The organism is Bacillus cereus group sp. MYBKT111-2 (genome assembly GCF_051915205.1).
GTDB lineage: Bacteria > Bacillota > Bacilli > Bacillales > Bacillaceae_G > Bacillus_A > Bacillus_A paranthracis.
In genome coordinates this window covers 460,111-479,917 of record NZ_JBQAEG010000002.1, presented here as the reverse complement: position 1 = coordinate 479,917, position 19,807 = coordinate 460,111, and the positions used below count along the sequence as shown (strand labels likewise).

Genomic DNA, 19,807 nt, shown 5'->3' with positions numbered 1-19,807 from the left:
GAAAAAATGAGTTTTATTCAAACTGTATTATTACTACTCGGTACATTGTTTTTAATCGCATTTACTGTCGTTGTTTTAGTTGTATATTTCGGACGTAAACTGTATTTTTCGTGGACGAAGCCATATAAAAGAGCACACGATTCTTTAGATAAGTTATCGAATAAATCATTACCGTTTCTACAAGAATTTACACAACATCCACTCTTTTATCGTTGGATTCGTACGGAAGGAAAGAAAGAACAACATATATTAAACACGCTTTTCTGTGCATCGGGTCAACGTACGAGAGAGCAAGTATTCTCAATGTTACCGAAAGAAAAGCAGAAAAAAGTACATGTAATGGCAAAAACGACGAAAAAGCTTACTAATGAAGATATTGATGTAGCAGCGATGAAAGTAAAAGATTTTTTAAGACAAGAAACGCAGCAAACAGTAAAACCGACAGATTTATCGTTTTATAAATTGTATTTTTATGATCGATATCCAGATGCATTAAATACAATTCAAGCGTATAAACGTTCAATAAATCCTTCATTACAAAAAACAGTTGATGATATTACAATTTCAGTATTAAATGCACTGCCATACTATCAAGAGCAACGTATGTTTGAACAACAACATAAACTTGAAACGTTCTTAATGAAAGATTTAATAGCAATGTTATCTTTAGTGGTGCAACTACCACCATCACAACGTCCCGAAAAAGAAGAAGAATTGAAAATCTACTTACAAAATTTCCAAAAAGAAATGGAAGTAGTAGAGCGGGATATTCGTGACTCGATTGATCACGATTTGAATGTGAAGATGAGAGCAGCGACTGAGAAGTTTAAGAATAAATAAAAAAGACGCCTTAAAGCTATAATACTTAGCTTTAAGGCGTTTTTTTATTAGTTGTTATTTTGCTTTAACGGTAGTATGACTAGAAGCAACACTTTCATTATGCAATCGATCAACTGCAGTTACTACATACGTATACGTCTCCCCAGAAATAACTGCTTTATCTACATAAATTTCTCCAAGTTTTGTTTTTCTTACAGTAGTAAGTAAATTTTTCGGATTTTCTATATTCACTTCACTTTTTCCATTCACGCGGTAAATAGCGTAATAAGCAGAATCATTCTCTCTATTATCAATGATACCTACAGCAATACCTTCATCTCTTGGAATAGCACCTTTTAAAGTCGGTTGTTTTGGTGGATCATGATCAAGCCAAGGCATAGAGGGGATTAATGCAGGATATTTATATATGTCTTTTGAGAGTCTATCTTTAATTCCTAGTGGATTGTTATTAATATCTTTCAAGCTAAAATGCATACTACCTTTTAGTTCAGGATATAACCGATTTAATTCAATTTGTCTTGGGTATTCTTCTGGATCAGACCAAGCTGGGACAGAATTATTATTAATTTTATAGGCCGCCTGACCGATGTATAGGTGGATCGGTTTATTATTTGTTTCTTTTACCCACCAATCTACTAATATGTCATACGCAGCAGGAGTGAAACCTATATTCCAATATATTTGCGGTGTGATGTAGTCAATGTAACCTTTTTGTATCCACTCACGTGTATCAGCATAAAGATCATCAAAGTTTCTTTGGCCGGCAGTTGTGTTAGAGCCAGTCGGATCATCAGCTATATTTCGCCATACGCCAAATGGGCTAATGCCAAATTTTACATATGACTTTTCTTGTTTAATAGCAGTATTTAAATCTCTTACAAGTTCATTTACATTGTCACGTCGCCAATCTTCTATATTTGTAAATCTACCGTTATTATATAATTCGTACGTTTTTTGATCGGGGAATTGTTCACCCGCCACTTTATATGGATAAAAATAATCATCCATATGTAATGCATCAACATCGTAATTTTGTACGATTTCTAAAGCACCTTCAGTTATAAACTTTTTTACTTCTGGAATACCGGGGTTGTAATATAATTTTCCGCCATAAGGTACAACCCAATCCGGGTGCTGTCTTGCAGGGTGATTATTTGATAATCGATTTATATCAGTGTGATTCATCGTTATTCGGTATGGATTAATCCATGCGTGAAATTCTATATTTCTTTTATGTGCTTCTTCAATCATAAATGCTAGTGGGTCGTATCCGGGATCTTTTCCTTGTGTACCGGTAATATATTCAGACCAAGGGCCGTAATTGGAAGGATAAAAGGCATCAGCAGTTGGTTTTATTTGTACAATGACTGCATTCATACCAGTGTTTTTTACATCGTCTAATAATTTAATAAATTCTTGTTTTTGATTTTCAATTGGTAAGCCAGTTTTTGAGGGCCAATCAATATTAAGAACAGATGCGATCCATACAGCACGTAATTCGTGTTTTTTGTACGTAGTAGTTACTTCAGCATAAGTAAAGTGAGGGGAAATGAAAGAGAAAGGGATGAACAAGATGACGATGCAACATATCATAAATAAACGTTTAACGATCATGTATACGCCTCCTTATCATATGATTATCTAAGATAATATACGAGGCAAGGTTGGCCTTGCAATAGAGAAAATTGTATATTGAAACATTAATTTAATAGGAAAAATATTTTTAATGAAATTTACTTTCAGTATAACTAAATTCATTTACTACTTCATATGCTTGTTAGTAAAGTGAAACTTCCTTTCATTTGAAGGGGAATAAATTATAAGTATAGGAGGATTCATAAATGAAGGTTTTGTTCGTTTGTTCTGGAGGAATGTCCAGCGCAATTGTTGTAAACGCTTTAAAAAAGGAGGCGGAGAAAAAGGGTATGAACATGGAAGTGCATGCGATTGGAACAAATGAGGTAGAGGAAGAAGTAAAGAATGGCTGGGACGTTGTAATGGTTGCACCTCAAGTTAGACATCGATTTGATTCTGTTAAAAAATTCGCAGAAGAGGAATCTATCCCGTGCGGTATTATACCGCCGCAAGCATATACACCTCTTGGTGGACCGACTTTATTAAAGACTGTAAATGATTTAATTCGTTAGGGGGAACCGTTATGAATAAGTTTGTCACGTTTCTTGATAAAAACTTATCTGGACCGATGGCAAGACTTTCTGAACAGAGACATTTACAAGCAATCCGTGATGGAGTGATTTCAGCATTACCATTTATCATCGTAGGAAGTTTCTTTTTAATCGTAGCATTTCCACCATTACCGAAAGATAGTTTCATATCTGTTTGGGCATTAAAAAATCAAACAAGTATATTAATACCATATCGCCTAACGATGTTTATTATGTCTTTATATATAGCATTTGGAATAGGATATAATTTGGCGAAAAGTTATAAACTAGATGCTTTATCAGGAGCACAGCTTGCAGTATGTTCACTGCTATTAACATTAACTCCTGAATTAATTGATAAAAAAGGATTTATGCTTCCGATGACAAATCTTGGAGGTCATGGATTATTCGTGACGATGATTGTTTCTATTTTATCCGTAGAGATTTTAAGGTTTTGTAAGAAGAAAAATGTAATGATTAAAATGCCAGAACAAGTACCGCCATCTGTGTCGCGTTCGTTTGAAGCACTTATACCTGCTGCATTCGTTATTATTATTATGAGTCTAGTAACTGTCGTTTTTAGCATTGATTTACACCATGTTGTTGATAAACTAGCAGCACCATTAGTAAAAGCTGGCGATAGTTACTTCGGTGTAATGATTCCAGTGTTTTTAATTACGTTTTTTTGGTCATTCGGAATCCATGGTGTGTCGGTTGTTGGAACTGTTGCTCGGCCATTATGGGAAGTATATCTAGGGAAAAATGGAGAAGCAGTTGCTAGTGGAGCAGATCAGTTGCCATTTATTTCACCAGAGCCGTTATATCAATGGTTTATATGGATTGGCGGTTCTGGTGCGACATTAGGGCTTGTATTAGCTATGATTGTATTTGGTCGATCAAAATATTCGAAAGCATTATCAAGAACTTGTATTGTTCCGGGTATTTTTAATATAAATGAGCCAGTCATATTCGGATTACCGATTGTACTAAATCCAATTTTAATTATCCCATTTATCATTACACCACTTGTAACGGCAACTGTTGCATATTCTGCAACTGCAATGGGATTTGTAACACCAACGCATATTATGCCGCCATGGACATTACCTGCTCCAATTGGTGCTTATTTAGCAACAGGTGGGGATTGGCGTGCGATTGTATTAGTTTTTATAAATATAGCAATATCGTTCCTTATATATTTACCATTCTTTAAAATGTACGACAAAAATATGCTTGAAATTGAGAAGAGTGGTGAAGGTGAATCTGTTAATCTATAATCTTTATGCTTTAATTTATGAGTGATAGGTATTTTGCCTATCACTTCTTGCACATGAAGTCCAGAGAGGATGAAATGGAATGAATATAAAATTTAGTTATAAAGGTGTATTTTTATTATTATTTGGAGTGATATGTGCGAATTTACTTTTTGTGCCTTTATTAAGAATGCTACATCTATCACAAATGCATAGTATATGGCTTGTTACAAGCATTGCGGCAAGCATTTTGCTTACAGTAGTTGTTTCTTTCATTGATGGATCGTTTGCATCGAAAGCTCAGTTGTTTTTTAGATTTATATTCTTTTCGATCGGTTGTACATTTGTAACTTACATGATTGTTTTTTAGTAAATAGGAGGTCATGCATGTTATGTATATTGCAGGGGTAATGTCCGGTACTTCATTAGATGGAATAGATGTAGCGCTCGTTCGTATAGAAGGGAGTGGTGTAGAGTCTAAGGTCGAACTCATCCATTTTACTACAGTTCCATTTCGTAATGATATAAAAAGTGAAATACAACAAGCATTATCAATAGAAAATTCAAATGTCCAACTCATATGTAGTTTAAATTTTAAGTTAGGTTTATGTTTCGCCAACGCTGTAAAAGAAGTTTGTAAAGAGGCCAATTTTTCTTTGGAACAATTAGATTTGATAGGTTCTCACGGACAAACGATTTACCATCAGCCAAAGCCAGAAGGGAATATGATAGCTTCCACATTACAAATTGGGGAGCCTGCAGTAATAGCATATGACACGAACACGACGGTTATCTCAAATTTCCGAACGATGGACATGGCAGCAAGAGGACAAGGTGCACCACTTGTACCATATTCAGAGATTATTTTATATCGTCATCCAACTAAAAATAGACTACTACAAAATATCGGCGGGATTGGTAATGTTACCGTAATACCAAGTCAAAAAAGTGATCAGAACGTTATAGCTTTTGATACTGGTCCGGGTAATATGATAATTGATGAAGTATGTCAAAGGTTATTTCAGTTGCCATATGATCAAAATGGTAACATTGCAAAACAAGGAGTAGTTGTAGAAGAAATTTTGACATATTGTATGAATCATTCATTTTTGAAAATGAATCCACCGAAATCAACAGGTAGAGAACAGTTTGGTGAAGAGTTTGTAAGTCAGTTATTGAAGCGGTATGAAAAGTATAGTAAAGAAAATATATTAACGACTGTCACGATGTTTACAGCAAGTTCAATTGTTTATCATTATAAGGAGTTTATTTTGCCGTATTATGAAATTGATGAGGTAATTTTAGGTGGTGGCGGAAGCTATAATGATACACTTGTAGAAATGATACGGTATGGATTGAAAGAAGAAAAATGTGTATTATTCCTTCAAGAAGGTATAGGCTATTCTTCAGAAGCGAAGGAAGCAATCGCCTTTGCCATTTTAGCAAATGAAACATATCATCGTAATCCGAGTAACGTGCCGAGCGCAACAGGTGCAAAGAAATCTGTAGTTTTAGGGAATGTAACGTACCCTTCAATATGAAGAAAATGAGGAGAACGTATATGAAGTATATGATTGGAATAGATGGCGGGGGAACGAAGACAGAAGCAATTGCATTTGATAAAGACGGAAATGAACTTGTAAGAGCTACTAGTGGATTTGGAAACATATTAATAGATTTTGAAGAAGCTCTTGTGCATATTATGGAAGCGATTGATCATTGCCAGATAAGTGTAGTGAAAGAGCATTGTGTGTGTATTTGTTTAGGATTAGCAGGTATAAGTGGAGCAAATATAAATGAATTAACATTACGTCTAAAAAAGAAGTATGGAATACAAATTGAAGTTTTTAATGACGCAATGATAGCACATGCAGCCGCTTTAGAAGGAAAGGATGGAATTTTAACGATTGGTGGCACAGGTGCGATTTGTCTAGGGAGAAAAGGAGAAGTACATGAGTATAGCGGCGGATGGGGACATATTTTAGGAGATGAAGGAAGCGGATATTGGATTGCATTACAAGCTTTAAAGAGAATGGTAAATCAATTGGATCAAGGAGTTACACTTTGTCCATTAAGCTTAAGAATTCAAGATGAGTTTCAACTTTTGACATCGTCTCATATAAAAAGTCTAGTTTATAGATCTGCAAAAGATAAAGTTGCAGCAATCACACCATTAGTTATTCGGGAAGCTAGAAATGGGAATGATGCTGCACATGAAATTATGATGCAAGCTGGAAAGGAATTAGCAAGGATTACAATAGATGTTTATAACAAGATGCAGTTTGATTTATCAGCTTCCATTGCAGTAAGTGGCAGCATATTGCGTTTCGTTCCTGAAATATATGATGAATTTAAGAAATGCTGTGAGAAAAGCATAGGAAAAGTTACATTTATATCACAATCACAATCTGCAGTGAAAGGAACATATTATTTAATGAAAAATACATATTTTAAAAAATAGCTGTATGAGAATTTTTGTATGATTTGTAAATATATGATGTTAAAATGTATAAAGGGATGTGGATAGAAACGTACAATATACATAGTTCTTGAATATTGTATAAGTACTCCTACGTAGAAAGTGAATGATTACATGATTAATAGTATGCAATTTTTGTATTTGGTCGCTTCTTATTTATTTGGAAACATATTGACCGCTTATATAGTAACGAAATGGAGACATAACGTTGATATTCGTGATGAAGGAAGTGGTAATCCTGGTGCAAGAAACATGGGGCGCGTATATGGAAAAGGGTATTTCGTCGCTACATTTTTAGGCGATGCGATCAAAGGGGCAATTGTTGTTTCTATGGCAAAATACCTTTTTGAAGATTCTACATTTGTAATGCTAACATTATTGGCTGTAATAATTGGACATATTTATCCAGTTTTATTTAAAGGTAAGGGCGGTAAAGGTATTTCAACATTTATCGGAGGACTAATCGCATTTGATTATTTGATAGCGCTTACCCTCGTTGCAGTTTTCATTATATTTTATTTAATCTTTAAAGGATTTACGAAGCCAGGACTAATTACAATTGCTTGTTTACCACTTTGCATGATTTTGTATTCTTACTCAATTGTTACGACTATTTTAAGTGCACTCATCATTGTACTTATTTTATATGTAAATCGCGAATGAAATAAACATTTAATAAGTGGAGTTAATCTCCACTTATCATTTTTTACTAAATAGATAAAGGAGATAGGGCATGGGGTTAATTTATAAAGTTGCTGATCAAGTTTGGGAATTTGAAAGTATACATAAATTGAATTATAAAACATTTGTAGAAGAAATTCCGCAACATGAAGAAACGAAAGATCGTGTTCGTATAGATCGTTTTCATGAAGAAAATACATATTTAATTTGTTTAGATGACGATAAGTTAGTAGGTATGGTTGCGTTGCGAGGAAAACGACCATTCTCGTTAGATTATAAAATTTCAAATCTAGATTTTTATTTGCAAGAACATGGAGAAAACGTATATGAAATTCGTTTACTTTCAGTAGAAAGTGAATATCGAAATGGAAGAGCGTTATTAGGTTTAATTCGCTTTTTACATCGTTATTTGCTTCTAAATGGATATGAATTGGCACTCATTTCTGCAACAACACGTGAACTACCTTTATATGAGCAAATGGGATTCAAATCTTTCCATTCGTTAGTTGGTACAGAAGCAGCAGCATTCCAGCCTATGTATGTTACCCCTGCTATGTTTGAAGCGTCGAGTGTTGGGGGAATTATGACGAAAGAGTATACGTTTTTACCCGGCCCAGTAGATATTGAAGAAAATGTTCGAAAGGCATTTTTTACTAAGCCTATTTCACACCGTTCTAAGTCATTTCAAGTGACGATGGATAATGTAAAGAAACGATTACTTCAAATGACAAAAGCAAAACGTGTGCAAATTATGTTAGGAACAGGGACATTAGCGAATGATGCCATTGCTTTACAGTTACGTTCTTTAAAAGGAAAGGGGCTCGTATTAACAAATGGGGAATTTGGTAATAGATTAGTCGGGCATGCAACACGTGCAGAGTTACATTTTGATACGTATAAAAAAGAAATAGGAGAACCGTTTATTTATACAGAATTGGAAAAAATAATGGGAGCTGGAAATTATGAATGGCTTTGGTTTGTTCACCACGAAACATCAACTGGAATGTTAAATGATTTAGACGAGCTAAATGTTTTATGTGAAAAGTATAAAGTGAAACTATGTGTAGATTGTATTAGCTCAATTGGAGCGATACCGATAGATTTAAAGGATGTATATTTTGCGAGTGGCGTGAGCGGAAAGGCAATTAAATCGTTTACTGGATTATCTTTCGTTTTTCATAATCATAATGTGAAAGTAAACGAGACATTACCAGCCTATATGGATATTGGTATGTACGAAGAAAATGAAAGTATTCCGTATTCCCATTCATGGAATTTAATTTATGCATTGCAAGAAGCGTTGAAGAGATTTGAAGATGAAAAAGCATTTGTAAAAATTAAAGAGACATATGATTATATGGAAGAAGCTATGACTAGTATAGGCCTAAAACTTGTTTCACCTAAAGAACATGCCGCACCAATTATACTTACGATTCAATTAAATGAAGGTCTTTCTTCTAAAGCGGTCGGTGATGCGTTAGCATTACAAGGATATATTGTCCATTATGAATCAGCGTACTTACAAAAGAATAACTGGATCCAAATCGCATGCCTAAATCATTATAAAGAACGTGATATGAAGAGGATGTTAAATTGTTTGCAGATGTATGTATTACAGAGTGGGGTACATATATAAAGACTTTTTCATTTCGTATAAAGGAGCTGCGACTTACGAAAACTTAGGAATAGAACATTGGAAGAGGTGTTAGTATGATAACTAAAAAACTACCATTGCATATAGACGATATTAAAAAAGCTCAAACTATTTTGGACAGAAATGTTCGTAAAACTCCATTAGTAAAATCATTTTATTTGACTAGTAAAACAGGTGGAGAAATTCACTTGAAATTAGAAAATATGCAATTAACAGGTTCGTTTAAATTCCGTGGAGCGTTTAATAAAATGTCACAGCTGACAGATCAAGAAAAAGAGAGAGGAGTAATTGCTTGTTCTGCTGGTAATCATGCGCAAGGAATTGCTTTATCTGCTCATTTACTCGGTATTAAAAGTAAAATTGTAATGCCGATTTCTGCCCCTCAAGCGAAAGTTGATGCAACGAGAGGATATGGATCTGAAGTGGTTTTACATGGTGAAACCTTTGATGATGCGAAGGCAAAATGTGAGGAGATTATTAGAGAAACAGGTGAAACATACTTACATCCATATGACGATGTAGAAGTAATGGCTGGTCAAGGTACAATAGGATTAGATATTCTTGATGATATGTGGGATGTTGATACGGTCATTGTACCAATTGGTGGAGGAGGAATTATTTCTGGAATTGCTGTTGCATTAAAATCTTTTAATCCGTCGATTCATATAATTGGTGTCCAAGCAGAAAATGTTCATGGGATGAAGGCATCTTATGACAAAGGTACAATTATAGAACATTATGAGGCACCTACGATAGCAGATGGTTGCGCGGTAAAAATACCAGGCAATTTAACTTTTGAAGTTGTAAAAGAATTAGTAGATGATATTGTAACAGTATCAGAAAAAGAGCTGGAATTAGCGATGAAAGACTTATTACAACGCGGGAAAGCTGTTGTAGAAGGTGCAGGCGCATTAGCTACTGCTGCTCTACTTGCAGGGAAAGTGGATACATATATTAAAGAGAAAAAAGTAGTAGCAGTTATATCTGGTGGGAACGTAGACTTACAGCGCATATCGAGTGTGTGCGAACAATTTTTTGTGGCGAATGAAGTGAAATAGTTTTATGAAAAAGGAGCTAAGTGAAATTATATTAGCTCCTTTTTCATCATGTTTGTGCGGGAGTAAATAATGACTCCATTTTTACTTTGCTCTTTTCTCGAATTTCAGCGTTTGCATGGCGCATCACGTATTTATGAGCTACAGCGATCGCCAAAACATCATCTAATAAGCCAATCCCAATAATAGCAGCTATATCTGGAATAAAATCAATTGTTAATACGTAATAAGATAAAGCGGCTAATATGATGAACTTCGCTTTAGTAGGTAACCCTTTTTTTCTCATTATATAATATAAAATAATACTTTCATATACGCTAGATTTACCAAGATCTGCTGAGCTGTTCTTGAATTTTTTCCAAAGTGTCTGTTTCTCCATATAAACACTCCTTTTACAAAAAAATAGATTTTTTAAAAGGATAGACAAAGAAGTGAGAGATTAATCAATTTTATAGTTTTTCTTAATGTATATTTCAATAAAAATAGGGAATTACCTGTTCAAAATAATAGAATGTTGGTTATATAACGACTTACAGTGTCTGGGTTCGTTCCAAGTAAAGGTACTACGCAGATAATGTTTGGTGGTAATACATATTAAAGTTCATTTTTTACATGAATCTCTGCATTTGTACAATGTTGAATTACTTCTAAATAATCTAATGGTACATCTATTGATGAGAACTTTTGCAATTCTTGTTTTGAACCATTTTTTCCTCTCTTTTCTCCCATCTTCTTAAAAGTTGTCACTTCAGTGATGTTTTTTTATTTTTCAGATGAAGCCGATGAGTTTGAATTTTAGAATTTTATCGTGGTATTATTTATGTAACAAGGGGATATTGTAAGAAAAAATACAATTTGAGGGGAAGATAGGAATGGGAATTTATAACTATGAAGCGAAAGAGGATTTGCAAGTAGGAGAAGTTTGTTTAGAACGAGATATTTATGAAATTATTAATTTTTACAAGAAAGGGTCAATAGTTTTATGTGATTCAGTATCTCGTTTCAGTGCGAATTCAGACAGAATGTTTGAAGTGATAAATAGGATAGAAACATATATGCATAAAAATGAAGACTATACATATCAGGTTTCGGATAGGCCTAAGTTGATTTATATAGTTGAACAGGTAAGATAAGGAAAGCATTCATAACGGATGCTTTTTTCTTTGCTATATAGATAGTACACATTAAACGTAAATTTGAACGAAATGTATGTAGATGATTTAGTTTTTATTAAACATTTATTAAGCGGTATGGGGGAAGAAAAATGAAGATAATAGAACTACCAATTGAATTCGAATTTAATGGGCAAAAACAATGTATTTATCCAAGTTTAATAATAGTAAACGATGAATTAACTTTAGTAGATACAGGGTATATGAATTTTTTACCTTTAATTGAAGAGGCAATTTTAAAACATGGATACAAGATGAAAAACTTAAAAAATATAATTATTACTCATTATGATGACGATCATATAGGGGCTTTATATGATTTCAAAGTTAAATATCCTTACGTTAATATTATTGCTAGTGAAATTGAATCTAACTATATTAATGGTGATATAAAATCAGAGAGATTAGTTCAAGCTGAAGATCTGTTAGAACGTATGCCAAATGAAGAAAAAGAATTTGGCAAATGGTTTATACAACAGTTAAAAAATATAAAACATATTTCCGTCGATGAAAAAGTACATAATGATCAAATGATTTTGAATGGTGAATGTCAAATAGTAGCGACCCCAGGACATACTTCGGGACATATTTCATTATATTTTCCGGACTTACACAGTGTAATTACAGGAGATGCAGCCGTTCAAGATAATGGTGAATTAGTAATAGCTAATCCGAATTTTTGTTTAGATATAGAAAAAGCGGAAGAGTCTTTAAAGAGGATTAAAGACCTTAAAGCTGTAAAGTATTATTGCTATCATGGAGGGAAAGTCAATATATAAAATAATAAAAAACCGATCTTTCTTATATAGAAAAGATTGGTTTTTTAATTCATAGATTCTGCAATTTGAATTAAAACCTTTACGTTATATTTTCCTTTGGAGATGGTACGATTTTAATTTCATGAATAGGTTTTTCCTTTTGGAAAGTAGGTAGTTTAACTCCTTCTGTTACATATGACTGCATTAATTCTTTATCATTTTTGAGCAAAGCATGTTTGAATTCACTGATTACATCTGTTTGAGATTTTGCCGTTATAATTGTGGTGGATTGAAAATATAGTAAGTAAAATATGCAAAAGATCCTTATGAATGTAGTTGTCAATTTTATCACCCTATAACTATATTTCCGTAACATTGAAATATATATGTACAGGAGGGGAGAAGATGAGTTTATTATTTGATGTAATAGCAGATATCATTTTATTTTCCCCTCAAAATGACATGAAATTAAAGTATCATATTGCAAAATTAAGCGAATTTGAGTGGTTTCGAAAGCTACACGAAGATACAAAAAAGTATACAAAATTAATTTGGAGTAATAGAAAAATTAAGAAGTTCATTTTGAATTCTGCAAATATGAAAGCATTAATAAATTCTGAGACAAAACAAAAAGAATTTGTCCAACTAGTACATAATGAATATAAAAAAAGAAGATAAGAATTTTTTTATTTTTCATATTTGGCGAAACAAATGGTACAATGAAAGCTAATGTGAAAAATAAGGAAAAGAAGTGGTCAATTTGAAAAACTTTTTAGAATTAGGAATTAGTGAAACTTTTAATCATACATTACGTGAAAATGGAATAACAGAAGCAACACCAATTCAGGAGGAAGCAATTCCTGTTATACTGTCAGGTAAAGATATTATTGGGCAGGCGAAAACAGGAACGGGTAAAACGTTAGCATTTGTGTTACCAATTTTAGAAAAAATCGATTCAGAGTCTAGTGATGTTCAGGCTTTAATTGTTGCACCAACAAGGGAACTAGCACTGCAAATTACAACTGAAATTAAAAAAATGCTTGTGCAAAGAGAAGATATTAATGTATTAGCGATTTATGGCGGTCAAGATGTAGCACAACAATTGAGAAAGTTAAAAGGTAATACACATATTGTTGTTGCGACACCAGGACGATTATTAGATCATATACGACGTGAAACAATTGATTTGAGTAATCTTACAACCATTGTACTAGATGAAGCGGATCAAATGCTTTATTTCGGTTTCTTATATGATATTGAAGATATTTTAGATGAGACACCTGGTAGTAAACAAACGATGTTATTCTCAGCAACGATGCCAAAAGATATTAAAAAATTGGCGAAGCGTTATATGGATGAGCCGCAAATGATTCAAGTACAAAGTGAAGAAGTAACGGTAAATACAATTGAGCAGCGTGTCATTGAGACGACAGATCGTGCAAAGCCAGATGCACTTCGTTTTGTTATGGATCGTGATCAGCCATTTTTAGCAGTTATTTTCTGTCGTACAAAGGTTAGAGCAAGTAAGTTGTATGATAATTTAAAAGGACTAGGTTATAATTGTGCTGAACTTCATGGTGATATACCTCAAGCAAAACGTGAAAGAGTTATGAAGAGTTTCCGCGAAGCTAAAATTCAGTATTTAATCGCAACGGATGTAGCAGCTCGTGGACTTGATGTTGATGGTGTAACGCACGTATTTAACTATGATATCCCTGAAGATGTAGAAAGTTATATTCACCGCATTGGCCGGACAGGACGTGCAGGTGGATCAGGTCTTGCAATTACGTTCGTTGCAGCGAAAGACGAAAAACATTTAGAAGAAATTGAAAAAACGCTTGGCGCACCAATACAAAGAGAAATAATCGAACAACCGAAGATAAAACGTGTAGATGAAAATGGAAAACCGCTACCAAAGCTGGCTCCGAAGAAATCAGGCGAGTATCGTCAAAAGGATAGCCGTGAAGATTCAAGACGTGGTTCGAGAAATGGCTCAAGAAGTAATTCAAGAAATAGTTCAAGAAATGAAAACAACCAATCATTTAATAAGCCAAGTAATAAAAAAGGTAGTACAAAGCAAGGGCAGCAAAGACGTGGCCGTTAAATAGTTATAATTGTAAAGAGTCGCAAAATATTGCGGCTCTTTTTCGTTTGTATACAACAAAGGTGATGAAGAGGGGAAATTTCATTCACCGTATTTAAAATAAATTTTATAGTCCAAAACCATTAAGACAAGGGTATTACAACCATGTCACAATTCAAGAACAAGTGCAACTTACGTATGAACAATATTTAATCGAAAAAAATCGAGAGAAAGCAATTCGTACTAGCCCCTCTGATGATGATATGAATTATGAAAAAATCAATTGGTATAAAGATATGAAAACATCTTTTGCAAACAAAGAATTGGACGATGGGGTGAAAGCAATTCGTAACACATTCAACTGGTACGGGAATGTTATGCTGCAGCAAAATGAGAACGGAACTTATTATGTCTACTATTTCGGCAGAATACTTTGGTTGAAAGAGAAGATATTGAGGCGAGTGAGCATTTTCATTATACATTCCGCAATTATCAAAATGGAACAAGAGAAGTTTATGAAGAATTAAACTCGTATTGGAGTACAATCGTTGGAAACTGGGAAACTAATTTGTTTGTTTTATTCGATGGGGAACTCGAGAAGCATAACTGCCATCCTTATTGGGAAATTACTTACTACGACGATGAAGGTAATGTAGTGTGAAGTTACCAGAAGGGAACGTGATATAAGAAAAAAGGACTAGCAGTCGTACCTGCCGTCCTTTAATAGGAGAAAAAGTAATCTTGTTTAGAACTACGCATAAACAGAAAATCTGCTTGTAATTAGTTTTGCCATAAATATACGTGTCTATACAAAAAAAGGGATAAGTAAAAAATACTTATCCCCGGAAGGGAAATCCCAAGCACCAAAATGGCTCGTATTGGTCTGCAGGTTCAAAAGTAGTATATGTAAAACAAAAAATCTCATACAAAAAGCAGACAACGATTTTGGTTGTCTGCCAGTGAGTTCAATGAGTTAGCTAATTGTGATAAATTGCATCCCCATTACGAGAAGAGTGAAGCTGCTAGTTCAAACAGCTTGTTGGTATTATTTTCAATTTCTTAAAAAATATACAGCAAAAGCAGATAAGTGAAGAACCTACCTACTTCTGCTGTAACAAAAGAAAGAAGTATTTGTTTGATCAATGTAATTTGTGGTGTTAACCAATACGAAAACGTTCTTTTTCCTAAAATGAAAGGTGATGATAAGAAACGTGAGATACGTTTTAAACAAATTGAATGGGCGTTAAAAAATAAAAATTTATAAAGGAAATTGGAAGTAGGATGTCGTATATGTATAAAATAGGAAACTTTTTACTAATTAAACATATAATTAAAATAGACCGACAGTCGGTCTGGTGGGAAGGAGGACGTGAATGCGAATAATTAAGGAGTATGAGGAGCGTAGAAAAGAAATTTTAGAAACGGCTGAACGATTATTTGTTACGAAAGGTTATACGAAAACAACAGTAAATGACATTTTAAAAGAGATAGGGATAGCAAAGGGGACGTTTTATCATTATTTTAAATCGAAAGAAGAAGTAATGGATGAGATTATTATGAGGATTATTAAAGAAGATGTTGCTAAAGCGAAAGTAATCGTCTCTAATCCAAATATACCAGTATTAGAAAAGTTATTTCGAGTTTTAATGGAGCAATCGCCAAAATCAGGGGATGTAAAAGATAAAATGATTGAGCAATTTCATCAACCAAATAATGCAGAAATGCATCAAAAAAGTTTAGTACAATCCATTATTCATTTATCTCCTGTATTAACAGAAATTTTAGAACAAGGAATTGAAGAAGGGATATTTTCGACTTCATATCCACAAGAAACGATTGAACTATTACTATCTTCAGCGCAAGTTATATTTGATGATGGGTTATTCCAATGGAAGCCGGAAGAAATGATGAGGAGAGTGAAAGCTTATATTAAAATGATGGAAGTATCTGTTGGAGCGAAAGAAGGATCGTTTAATTATATGCTGGAGGTTTTAATGAAACAGAAATAATATTTTTTCTGTTTGTTTATTATAGACCGACAGTCGGTCTAAATTAAAGGAAGGGTGTGATTATGATGTCTATTAGTATAAAACCTTCGATGAAAGATTTTTATTTAATGGTGAGTGGGCAAATTATTACTATTTTGGGTTCAACACTTTTACGTTTTGCTCTGTCATTATATGTACTTGATATAACAGGGCGTGCTGATATATTCGCAGGATTATATGCGGTAACGAGTATTCCGTTTTTGCTAGCTCCCCTTGGTGGAGCGATAGCAGATCGTTTCAATCGCCGTAATGTAATGGTTATTTTTGATTTTATAAATGCTGCGATTGTATTAAGCTTTATAGTTTTGCTATTTACTGGATCTGTATCTATTCTATTGATCGGAACAATTATGTTTTTACTAGCAATCGTTAATGCAATGTACGCACCAGTTGTAATGGCGAGTATTCCGCAATTAGTTCCAGAGAAAAAGTTAGAACAAGCGAACGGTATCGTAAATGGTGTGCAAGCATTATCTAATATAGTTGCTCCTGTATTAGGAGGAATATTGTACGGCATAATTGGTTTGAAAATGCTCGTAATAATAAGTTGCTTTGCTTTCTTTTTATCTGCGATTTTAGAAATGTTTATTACAATACCTTTTATAAAGAGAGTGCAAGAAAGCCATATCATACCGACAATTGTAAAGGATATGAAAGAAGGGTTTATATACGTTTTAAAACAGTCATTTATTTTGAAATCTATGCTTTTAGCCGCATTACTAAATTTAATACTGACGCCGCTATTTGTTGTTGGTGCTCCAATTATTATACGAGTAACAATGGAGAGTAGCCACACGTTATATGGCATTGGAATGGGATTGATTGATTTTGCTACTATAATAGGTGCATTATCAATAGGTTTTTTTGCGAAAAAGCTACAGATGAAAACATTGTATTATTGGATGATTTTAATAGCTCTATTAGTAATACCGATGGCACTATCAGTTACACCAGTTATTCTTAATTTAGGATACTATCCACCATTTATCCTCTTTATACTTTCTTCTATTTTAATTGCAATGATTATGACAGTTGTATCCATCTATGTGATTACTGTAGTCCAAAAGAAAACACCAAATGAAAACTTAGGAAAAGTAATGGCAATTATAACAGCAGTATCCCAATGTATGGCACCGATTGGGCAAGTCGTATATGGTTTTATGTTTGAAAAATTCAGCATGAAAATTTATTTACCGATATTAGCTATTAGTTTCATAATGATATTATTAGCGGTTGTGACGAAGAAAATATTATCGAATGAAGGGAACTAGCTTTATATGATTAGGAGAATGTTAAAAAGAGATTTCTCTCAAAATAAAATGATAATTACCATCTTGTTTATGTTTATCATGTTATCAAGTCTTTTAATGGCTAGTGCTTCAAGTAACGTTATTACTCTATTGAACTCAATGGATCAATTGGTTAAAGTATCAAACGCACCGCACTTCGTACAAATGCATGCCGGAGAGGTAAATCAAAAGTCAATTGATTCCTTTGTAGAAAAAAATCCGTTTGTAAAAAAACAGCAAACGGCTGAGATGGTTCAAATAAATGGATCTAACATTTTTATTAAAAAGAAAAATCAAGCAGAACATAATAGTGTAATGGACATTAGTTTCGTGAAACAAAATAGTAAGTTTGATTTTTTATTAAATTTAAATAATGAAGTGGTCGATGTTATGAAAGGGGAAATAGGTGTACCCATTTATTATATGCAAAAATATAATTTGCGTATGGGAGATAAAATATGGGTTATTAAAGATAATAATGAACTAGAATTTACGATTTCAGCATTTGTTCGTGATGTTCAAATGAACCCATCAATCGTTAGTTCAAAACGATTTGTAATAAGCAATAAGGATTTTGAAAGAATAAAAAGAAATTTTGGAGAAAGCGAATATCTTATTGAATTCCAGCTAACAGACGAATATAAAATAAATGAATTTGAAAATCTATATAAGTCATCGAACTTACCTCAAAAAGGTCCCTCTATTACGTACTCACTATTTAAAACACTCAATTCATTAACAGACGGAATAATAGCTGCAGTACTTATCATAATAAGTGGATTATTAATGTTAATTGCAATGTTATGTATTAGATTTACGATCATTACTTCGATGGAAGAAGATTATCGAGAAATTGGTGTTATGAAAGCAATTGGGATTCATAACAAAGATATTCAAAAATTATATATAACAAAATATATTGTGATTTCAGCTGGTGGATGTATATGTGGATATATACTCTCACTATTTGTTACAAAAATCTTCACTTCAAATATCACCCTTTATATGGGGGCGGCAAATAAAAGCATTTTACACAATATTGTGCCATTCATAATTACAACATTGTTATTTTTAGTCGTTATCCTGTTCTGTCGTATTATTTTGCGGAATTTTAGGGGAATTACAGCAATAGACGCTTTACAATCAAGAGATAAACTAGGAAAAAGAAAGATTAGAAAATCCTTTTCACTCAAACAAACTAAATTTACAAATGTAAATATATTTATTGGTATACAAGATGTTATAAAAAGATTCAAGTTATATCGTGTGTTAAGTATCGTATTAATAATAGCTGTGTTCATGATTGTTGTACCTGTTAACTTTTTGTATACGATTCAGTCACCGGATTTTGTAAATTATATGGGAACAGGAAAAAGTGATATTCGAATAGATTTACAGCAAACTGAAAATATAGAGAAACGTTTTAAGGGTGTTATTTCATATGTAAAAAATGATAAAGAAGTAGAAAAATATGCAACATTTGTTACGAGTACATTTAAAATGGTAAACGCTGATGGTACACATGAAAACTTAAATGTAGAAATGGGAGACTTCACTAAATTTCCATTAGACTATATCCAAGGTAGGGCACCAAAAAATGAAAATGAAATTTCTCTTTCTTATATGAACGCAAATGAATTAAAAAAGAATGTAGGGGATCATATCGTTTTATTTGTTGATGGGAAAGAGAAAACACTAACGATTAGTGGTATGTATCAAGATGTAACGAATGGTGGGAAAACAGCTAAAGCTAGTTTTTCTAATAATAATGAAAATATATTATGGTATGTAGTAAATGTAGATATGAAGCCTAAAGTGGATTTGCAAGAAAAAGTGAAGGAGTATAAACAAAAATTTAGTTCTGTAAAAATAACAGATACAAATGATTATGTAACGCAAACTTTAGGAGAAACAATTAAACAATTAAGACTCGTGACACAAGTGGCTATTTTGATTGCGATATTGATATCAGTTTTAATTACTGCAATGTTTTTTAAAATGTTATTAGCAAAAGATTCTTCGCAAATTTTAATTATGAAAAATATCGGTTTTTCTAGTAAAGATATTCGTATACAGTATATAACACGTTCTATCTTCATTGTATTATTAGGCATTGTGATAGGGACATGTATAGCTGCTACGTTTGGTGAAATGTTAGTAAGTTGGTTAGGGTCTTTTATGGGAGCTGCTCATATAAAGTTTGTCGTGAATCCTATCGTTTCTTATGTAATATGTCCAGCTATATTATGTATATGTGTGACTGCAACAACGCTTTTCAGTAGTTTTACTATGAAACAAACAAACGATGTAAAGCCAAATGGGGAGTAGGG

Annotated in this window: 19 protein-coding genes and 2 pseudogenes; 17 read left to right on the top strand and 4 right to left on the bottom strand. The window is 33.1% G+C overall.

Features of this window, described 5'->3' with window-relative positions; all coding sequences use genetic code 11:
• Window positions 1-6 precede the first annotated feature (6 nt).
• Window positions 7-840 (top strand): DUF3974 domain-containing protein, encoded by an 834-nt coding sequence (locus ACTFNE_RS07765; protein ID WP_000008358.1) that lies wholly within the window; start codon window positions 7-9, stop codon window positions 838-840.
• A gap of 54 nt (window positions 841-894) precedes the next feature.
• Here the strand turns inward: ACTFNE_RS07765 and ACTFNE_RS07760 are convergent, their stop codons facing one another.
• Window positions 895-2,454: a glycoside hydrolase family 10 protein gene (locus ACTFNE_RS07760; RefSeq protein WP_046197416.1), complete on the bottom strand. Its 1,560-nt coding sequence runs from the start codon at window positions 2,452-2,454 to the stop codon at window positions 895-897.
• Window positions 2,455-2,681: 227 nt separating this feature from the next.
• Here ACTFNE_RS07760 and ACTFNE_RS07755 point away from each other — a divergent pair, with 227 nt between their 5' ends.
• The 8 genes from ACTFNE_RS07755 (at window position 2,682) to tdcB (ending at window position 10,130) form a co-directional block, all read left to right on the top strand.
• Window positions 2,682-2,987 (top strand): PTS sugar transporter subunit IIB, encoded by a 306-nt coding sequence (locus ACTFNE_RS07755; RefSeq protein WP_000865887.1) that lies wholly within the window; start codon window positions 2,682-2,684, stop codon window positions 2,985-2,987.
• Window positions 2,988-2,998: 11 nt separating this feature from the next.
• A complete protein-coding gene (locus tag ACTFNE_RS07750) occupies window positions 2,999-4,282 on the top strand; it encodes a PTS sugar transporter subunit IIC (protein ID WP_270706075.1) in 1,284 nt (427 codons plus the stop codon).
• A gap of 79 nt (window positions 4,283-4,361) precedes the next feature.
• Window positions 4,362-4,628: a hypothetical protein gene (locus ACTFNE_RS07745; protein WP_001021970.1), complete on the top strand. Its 267-nt coding sequence runs from the start codon at window positions 4,362-4,364 to the stop codon at window positions 4,626-4,628.
• A 22-nt stretch (window positions 4,629-4,650) separates the two neighbouring features.
• Window positions 4,651-5,799 carry an anhydro-N-acetylmuramic acid kinase AnmK gene (gene anmK / locus ACTFNE_RS07740; RefSeq protein WP_270706093.1) on the top strand — a complete coding sequence of 383 codons (1,149 nt, stop codon included), beginning with the start codon at window positions 4,651-4,653 and terminating at the stop codon, window positions 5,797-5,799.
• A 20-nt stretch (window positions 5,800-5,819) separates the two neighbouring features.
• Entirely contained in the window at window positions 5,820-6,719 is a 900-nt protein-coding gene (locus ACTFNE_RS07735; RefSeq protein WP_103141555.1) for a BadF/BadG/BcrA/BcrD ATPase family protein, read from the top strand.
• Window positions 6,720-6,851: 132 nt separating this feature from the next.
• On the top strand, window positions 6,852-7,400 hold the full coding sequence (plsY, locus tag ACTFNE_RS07730) for a glycerol-3-phosphate 1-O-acyltransferase PlsY (RefSeq protein WP_000610860.1): 549 nt from the start codon (window positions 6,852-6,854) through the stop codon (window positions 7,398-7,400).
• Between the two features lie 70 nt (window positions 7,401-7,470).
• The gene (locus tag ACTFNE_RS07725) at window positions 7,471-9,054 is read left to right on the top strand and encodes an aminotransferase class V-fold PLP-dependent enzyme (protein WP_270706076.1); all 1,584 of its coding nucleotides are present in this window, start codon (window positions 7,471-7,473) and stop codon (window positions 9,052-9,054) included.
• A 74-nt stretch (window positions 9,055-9,128) separates the two neighbouring features.
• The gene (gene tdcB, locus ACTFNE_RS07720; protein ID WP_046197412.1) at window positions 9,129-10,130 is read left to right on the top strand and encodes a bifunctional threonine ammonia-lyase/L-serine ammonia-lyase TdcB; all 1,002 of its coding nucleotides are present in this window, start codon (window positions 9,129-9,131) and stop codon (window positions 10,128-10,130) included.
• A gap of 46 nt (window positions 10,131-10,176) precedes the next feature.
• On the opposite strand, the gene ACTFNE_RS07715 is transcribed toward tdcB, so the two are convergent.
• Window positions 10,177-10,506 (bottom strand): YkvA family protein, encoded by a 330-nt coding sequence (locus ACTFNE_RS07715; RefSeq protein ID WP_046197411.1) that lies wholly within the window; start codon window positions 10,504-10,506, stop codon window positions 10,177-10,179.
• 218 nt (window positions 10,507-10,724) lie between these two features.
• A pseudogene (locus ACTFNE_RS07710) lies at window positions 10,725-10,823 on the bottom strand (SMI1/KNR4 family protein); the annotation flags it as partial.
• Between the two features lie 176 nt (window positions 10,824-10,999).
• Between ACTFNE_RS07710 and ACTFNE_RS07705 the strand changes: the two are divergent.
• Complete coding sequence (locus ACTFNE_RS07705) at window positions 11,000-11,260, top strand: hypothetical protein (RefSeq protein ID WP_029438343.1); 261 nt, start codon at window positions 11,000-11,002, stop codon at window positions 11,258-11,260.
• A 131-nt stretch (window positions 11,261-11,391) separates the two neighbouring features.
• Entirely contained in the window at window positions 11,392-12,078 is a 687-nt protein-coding gene (locus ACTFNE_RS07700; RefSeq protein WP_270706077.1) for an MBL fold metallo-hydrolase, read from the top strand.
• Window positions 12,079-12,160: 82 nt separating this feature from the next.
• Here the strand turns inward: ACTFNE_RS07700 and ACTFNE_RS07695 are convergent.
• A pseudogene (locus tag ACTFNE_RS07695) lies at window positions 12,161-12,433 on the bottom strand (hypothetical protein); the annotation flags it as partial.
• A gap of 29 nt (window positions 12,434-12,462) precedes the next feature.
• Between ACTFNE_RS07695 and ACTFNE_RS07690 the strand changes: the two are divergent.
• From ACTFNE_RS07690 to ACTFNE_RS07665, 6 genes are all read left to right on the top strand, one after another.
• A complete protein-coding gene (locus tag ACTFNE_RS07690) occupies window positions 12,463-12,735 on the top strand; it encodes a hypothetical protein (protein ID WP_046197408.1) in 273 nt (90 codons plus the stop codon).
• Window positions 12,736-12,808: 73 nt separating this feature from the next.
• A complete protein-coding gene (locus tag ACTFNE_RS07685; RefSeq protein ID WP_270706078.1) occupies window positions 12,809-14,161 on the top strand; it encodes a DEAD/DEAH box helicase in 1,353 nt (450 codons plus the stop codon).
• A 164-nt stretch (window positions 14,162-14,325) separates the two neighbouring features.
• Window positions 14,326-14,667: a hypothetical protein gene (locus ACTFNE_RS07680; RefSeq protein WP_046197406.1), complete on the top strand. Its 342-nt coding sequence runs from the start codon at window positions 14,326-14,328 to the stop codon at window positions 14,665-14,667.
• A gap of 846 nt (window positions 14,668-15,513) precedes the next feature.
• Window positions 15,514-16,149 carry a TetR/AcrR family transcriptional regulator gene (locus ACTFNE_RS07675; protein ID WP_046197405.1) on the top strand — a complete coding sequence of 212 codons (636 nt, stop codon included), beginning with the start codon at window positions 15,514-15,516 and terminating at the stop codon, window positions 16,147-16,149.
• A gap of 62 nt (window positions 16,150-16,211) precedes the next feature.
• On the top strand, window positions 16,212-17,459 hold the full coding sequence (locus ACTFNE_RS07670) for an MFS transporter (RefSeq protein WP_082112581.1): 1,248 nt from the start codon (window positions 16,212-16,214) through the stop codon (window positions 17,457-17,459).
• A gap of 6 nt (window positions 17,460-17,465) precedes the next feature.
• Window positions 17,466-19,805, top strand: a complete 2,340-nt coding sequence (locus ACTFNE_RS07665; RefSeq protein WP_046197404.1) for an FtsX-like permease family protein — start codon at window positions 17,466-17,468, stop codon at window positions 19,803-19,805.
• Window positions 19,806-19,807: the final 2 nt, after the last annotated feature.

What these genes read in the sequence shown, in the direction of transcription:
- ACTFNE_RS07665 (WP_046197404.1), top strand. Translation starts at nt 17,466, where the DNA reads ATGATTAGGAGAATGTTAAAAAGAGATTTCTCTCAAAATAAAATGATA.
- ACTFNE_RS07765 (WP_000008358.1), top strand. Translation starts at nt 7, where the DNA reads ATGAGTTTTATTCAAACTGTATTATTACTACTCGGTACATTGTTTTTA.
- ACTFNE_RS07755 (WP_000865887.1), top strand. Translation starts at nt 2,682, where the DNA reads ATGAAGGTTTTGTTCGTTTGTTCTGGAGGAATGTCCAGCGCAATTGTT.
- ACTFNE_RS07745 (WP_001021970.1), top strand. Translation starts at nt 4,362, where the DNA reads ATGAATATAAAATTTAGTTATAAAGGTGTATTTTTATTATTATTTGGA.
- plsY (WP_000610860.1), top strand. Translation starts at nt 6,852, where the DNA reads ATGATTAATAGTATGCAATTTTTGTATTTGGTCGCTTCTTATTTATTT.
- ACTFNE_RS07700 (WP_270706077.1), top strand. Translation starts at nt 11,392, where the DNA reads ATGAAGATAATAGAACTACCAATTGAATTCGAATTTAATGGGCAAAAA.
- ACTFNE_RS07675 (WP_046197405.1), top strand. Translation starts at nt 15,514, where the DNA reads ATGCGAATAATTAAGGAGTATGAGGAGCGTAGAAAAGAAATTTTAGAA.
- ACTFNE_RS07725 (WP_270706076.1), top strand. Translation starts at nt 7,471, where the DNA reads ATGGGGTTAATTTATAAAGTTGCTGATCAAGTTTGGGAATTTGAAAGT.
- tdcB (WP_046197412.1), top strand. Translation starts at nt 9,129, where the DNA reads ATGATAACTAAAAAACTACCATTGCATATAGACGATATTAAAAAAGCT.
- anmK (WP_270706093.1), top strand. Translation starts at nt 4,651, where the DNA reads ATGTATATTGCAGGGGTAATGTCCGGTACTTCATTAGATGGAATAGAT.
- ACTFNE_RS07670 (WP_082112581.1), top strand. Translation starts at nt 16,212, where the DNA reads ATGATGTCTATTAGTATAAAACCTTCGATGAAAGATTTTTATTTAATG.
- ACTFNE_RS07735 (WP_103141555.1), top strand. Translation starts at nt 5,820, where the DNA reads ATGAAGTATATGATTGGAATAGATGGCGGGGGAACGAAGACAGAAGCA.
- ACTFNE_RS07705 (WP_029438343.1), top strand. Translation starts at nt 11,000, where the DNA reads ATGGGAATTTATAACTATGAAGCGAAAGAGGATTTGCAAGTAGGAGAA.
- ACTFNE_RS07750 (WP_270706075.1), top strand. Translation starts at nt 2,999, where the DNA reads ATGAATAAGTTTGTCACGTTTCTTGATAAAAACTTATCTGGACCGATG.
- ACTFNE_RS07690 (WP_046197408.1), top strand. Translation starts at nt 12,463, where the DNA reads ATGAGTTTATTATTTGATGTAATAGCAGATATCATTTTATTTTCCCCT.
- ACTFNE_RS07715 (WP_046197411.1), bottom strand. Translation starts at nt 10,506, where the DNA reads ATGGAGAAACAGACACTTTGGAAAAAATTCAAGAACAGCTCAGCAGAT.
- ACTFNE_RS07760 (WP_046197416.1), bottom strand. Translation starts at nt 2,454, where the DNA reads ATGATCGTTAAACGTTTATTTATGATATGTTGCATCGTCATCTTGTTC.